This window comes from Acinetobacter sp. 1294596, assembly GCF_000582925.1.
Taxonomy (GTDB): Bacteria; Pseudomonadota; Gammaproteobacteria; order Pseudomonadales; family Moraxellaceae; genus Acinetobacter; species Acinetobacter radioresistens.
In genome coordinates, this window is record NZ_JFCC01000084.1 from 1 (window position 1) to 3,210 (window position 3,210).

5 protein-coding genes and 4 tRNA genes are annotated in these 3,210 nt (G+C 38.7%); 3 read left to right on the forward strand and 6 right to left on the reverse strand.

Features of this window, described 5'->3' with window-relative positions:
• Nucleotides 1-799, reverse strand: a 799-nt coding sequence (locus J502_RS15715) for an Arm DNA-binding domain-containing protein (RefSeq protein WP_034685143.1), incomplete at its 3' end; no start/stop codon positions are given.
• Between the two features lie 19 nt (nt 800-818).
• The gene (locus J502_RS15720; RefSeq protein ID WP_000122748.1) at nt 819-1,028 is read right to left on the reverse strand and encodes a hypothetical protein; all 210 of its coding nucleotides are present in this window, start codon (nt 1,026-1,028) and stop codon (nt 819-821) included.
• Between the two features lie 112 nt (nt 1,029-1,140).
• Between J502_RS15720 and J502_RS15725 the strand changes: the two genes are divergently transcribed.
• On the forward strand, nt 1,141-1,368 hold the full coding sequence (locus J502_RS15725) for a helix-turn-helix domain-containing protein (protein ID WP_000587224.1): 228 nt from the start codon (nt 1,141-1,143) through the stop codon (nt 1,366-1,368).
• A gap of 325 nt (nt 1,369-1,693) precedes the next feature.
• Here J502_RS15725 and J502_RS15730 read toward each other — a convergent pair.
• The 4 genes from J502_RS15730 to J502_RS15745 form a co-directional block, all read right to left on the reverse strand.
• A tRNA-Gly gene (locus tag J502_RS15730) sits at nt 1,694-1,769 on the reverse strand.
• A gap of 39 nt (nt 1,770-1,808) precedes the next feature.
• A tRNA-Gly gene (locus J502_RS15735) sits at nt 1,809-1,884 on the reverse strand.
• 39 nt (nt 1,885-1,923) lie between these two features.
• Nucleotides 1,924-1,999 (reverse strand) — tRNA-Gly (locus tag J502_RS15740).
• 39 nt (nt 2,000-2,038) lie between these two features.
• Nucleotides 2,039-2,114 (reverse strand) — tRNA-Gly (locus J502_RS15745).
• 271 nt (nt 2,115-2,385) lie between these two features.
• Here J502_RS15745 and J502_RS15750 point away from each other — a divergent pair.
• Together J502_RS15750 and J502_RS15755 are read left to right on the forward strand one after the other, a co-directional pair.
• Nucleotides 2,386-2,694 carry a BolA family protein gene (locus tag J502_RS15750; RefSeq protein ID WP_034684677.1) on the forward strand — a complete coding sequence of 103 codons (309 nt, stop codon included), beginning with the start codon at nt 2,386-2,388 and terminating at the stop codon, nt 2,692-2,694.
• An 18-nt stretch (nt 2,695-2,712) separates the two neighbouring features.
• On the forward strand, nt 2,713-3,102 hold the full coding sequence (locus J502_RS15755; protein ID WP_005405841.1) for a SirB2 family protein: 390 nt from the start codon (nt 2,713-2,715) through the stop codon (nt 3,100-3,102).
• The last annotated feature ends 108 nt before the right edge of the window (nt 3,103-3,210 follow it).

Below are 3,210 nucleotides of genomic sequence, written 5' to 3' on the forward strand. Positions count from 1 at the left end.
GGTCAGAACCATAAGTTTTGGTTCCACCAAGCTCGCCATTTACTAACGCTTCTCTGATATGGATTTCACGACGCTGTAAGTCGATATTTTTCCATTGCAGACCATCGATTTCACTGGTACGCATACCCGTAAAAAAGCGAATGGTGTAATAGGGGCGGAAGTCTTCACGCACTGTGGTAAGAATTTTATGCACCTCTTCCAGAGAAAAAGGTGTGACTTCAATCTTGCTTTCCTTCAGATTGTTAATATTTTTATAAGGCGACTCAAACTCGTATCGTTCAGCCGCATCATTGAGTATCATACGTAAAGGCGTCATGATTTGATTGATCCTCGATGCTTTCAGACTTGTTTGATCTTTTCCGTGTGTCACTTTGGCGAGAGAGGCACGGAAGTTCAGCAAGTCTGACTTCTTGATTTTCGAGAGAACCTGATTACCAAAAGCAGGAATCAAATAGTTTTTGATCACAATTGAAACCTTTTGCTGATATGAGGTTCTCCATTCAACTTGTTTCTGCTTAAACCACAATTCAGTAAACTCTTTAAAAAGAGGAACTTTGGTCTGTACAGCAATTTGCTGACTTCTTTTTTCCTTAAACTCCTCAACACGGTTACTTTTTGGAAAGTACTTTTCGTATTCAAAAGTTCCCAAAGTAATTTCAGCTTCAAGCTGTTCGAGACGTTTTTTCAAAATGCGTCGGTTATAAGCATTGTCTTCAAGATTGGTTGTCTCTCTACAACGAATGCCCATGTAGCGAAAGTCGGCAATCAGTTTGCCACTTCGTTCCCGGATGGTAGCCATCAGTTAAACCTCCTAAGCCTTATTGCAAGGCATCCATGCTTAAACCGGTGAATTTAAGCATTTCAGTTTCAATGCGTTCCCAAACAAAAAGAATTTTTCGACCACCAAAAGGACGGATGTAGTGAACACCTTCAATAAAGACACTGTCCTTCAGTTGGTTGCGGATAGTACGAGCGTCGTACTGGATTTTTTCAGCCAGTTGCTGGGCTGTGAGATAGGTATATGACATAATAGAGCCTCATATTTTTTACTAGGTAACTAGGAAAAATTATTCCTAAGACATAAATTATCATATTTTTATGTTGTTGCAAGTACTTTTTATGATTTAAGTAGGAAATTTTATGATTATTTCAAACTTGGCAGTTTTATTAGCAGAAAGGAAACTTAAGGTTGCTGATTTGGTAAGAAGTACTGGAATTAATAAATCTACTTTGCACAAACTTTATAATGATGAATCTGTACGGATTGATTTTGAAACCATTGATAAAATTTGTATTGCATTAGATGTGGGAGTGGGTGATTTATTGATTTTTAAGAAAATTGATAATAATCAAAATGATAATGACTAGTTTGGTCACAAATGGTCACATCAAAAAGTGAAATGGTCACAAATATTTGATCGTTTGGTAAAAAAAACCTTGTTTGGAAGAGAACAGGGTGATTTTTTGCTTTCAAAAAAGCTCTGAAAGTGGTGATCGATTGAGGACATTTAAGGTCAATTGAGGCCATTTTTATTGTCGTGGGCACGCCATGGTCACATCTTGGTCACAAAATACAAATTACATTAAGAATATTTTTTATTGAATCGAATAACAAAGGAAGAAGAGTTTTTAAAAAATATAATAAAATCAACAAGAAAAAAGCCCCAATCTTTCGATCAGGGCTTTTTGAATTTGGAGCGGGAAACGAGACTCGAACTCGCGACCCCAACCTTGGCAAGGTTGTGCTCTACCAACTGAGCTATTCCCGCATATTGAGCAGTTTTTATAAAAACTTGAACTAAAAAATCTGGAGCGGGAAACGAGACTCGAACTCGCGACCCCAACCTTGGCAAGGTTGTGCTCTACCAACTGAGCTATTCCCGCATATTGAGCAGTTTTTATAAAAACTTGAACTAAAAAATCTGGAGCGGGAAACGAGACTCGAACTCGCGACCCCAACCTTGGCAAGGTTGTGCTCTACCAACTGAGCTATTCCCGCATATTGAGCAGTTTTTATAAAAACTTGAACTAAAAAATCTGGAGCGGGAAACGAGACTCGAACTCGCGACCCCAACCTTGGCAAGGTTGTGCTCTACCAACTGAGCTATTCCCGCGTGCCGCTTATAATACATTATGGAAGATACCGGTCAACATTTTTCTACAGAATATTGAACTGATTGCATAAAATAAAATCATTTTAAGCTATTTAAATTCAACTTTTATCATCTTTTAGCCTGTTTGCCTTGCCATTCAGCACAAGGTAGTTGGTTTTATATCGAGGTATAACTATAAAAAGATGTAAAACATAAAGATTTTACTAAGGTAAGCTGGCTGAGGAACACGTATACTTCAATTCCACTCCAATAATCACTCAGAGGACTAGTTATGAGCCTAGAACAGCAACTGATTGAACGATTACAGACTTTGTCACCTACTCATCTTGAGGTAGTTAATGAATCTTCAAGTCATGGCGGTTATTTCCCGGGTAAAGAAACACACTTTAAAGTTATTATTGTCAGTGAGTCTTTTATTGGCCTGCGATTGGTACAGCGTCATCAGAAAATTTATGCTCTGACGGCAGATTTGATGAGTCCTGGCAATATCCATGCCTTGTCTATTCATGCTTACTTACCGACTGAATGGCCGGGGATTGCACCTGCAAGCCCTGAATGCGCCCATGCGCCTAAAGTTTAACAAGAGTATAAATTATACATGGATACTCATCTGTTCTTAAAAATTATACATATGAGCAGTGCCACACTAGCTCTGATTGTTTTTGTGCTGCGTGGCCTGACCCTGTTTATCGGAACACAGGGCAACCAGCCAAACCCCATCGGACGTAAGATACTGGTCGCACTACAGCACTTATCCTTTAGCCTGATCATTTTAACAGGTATTATTTTATTAGTGATGAATCAGTTTATGGTACAGCCTTGGTTTTATGCCAAGATTATTCTGTTTATCGTTCTGTTTTCCTCGCTCATGAAGGCTTTCCGCAAGGATGATTCTATATTGTTAGTACAGCGTCGAGCCGGTTTGGCCATTGGTTTATTTGCTTTTATTGCCATTATTTTACTCGTGACCATTAAGCCAAACTTTTAGCACGCTATATACAGCTTGAGTAGCGGTGTGGTTAATTTATAGACCGGTTAAAGGAGCTCATTTCAGAGATTTCCTTTGTAATTAAATCAGCACGTATATATGCCATCC

Excerpts from the sequence above, each read along its gene's own strand:
- J502_RS15725 (WP_000587224.1), top strand. The coding sequence starts at position 1,141 with ATGATTATTTCAAACTTGGCAGTTTTATTAGCAGAAAGGAAACTTAAG.
- J502_RS15750 (WP_034684677.1), top strand. The coding sequence starts at position 2,386 with ATGAGCCTAGAACAGCAACTGATTGAACGATTACAGACTTTGTCACCT.
- J502_RS15720 (WP_000122748.1), bottom strand. The coding sequence starts at position 1,028 with ATGTCATATACCTATCTCACAGCCCAGCAACTGGCTGAAAAAATCCAG.
- J502_RS15755 (WP_005405841.1), top strand. The coding sequence starts at position 2,713 with ATGGATACTCATCTGTTCTTAAAAATTATACATATGAGCAGTGCCACA.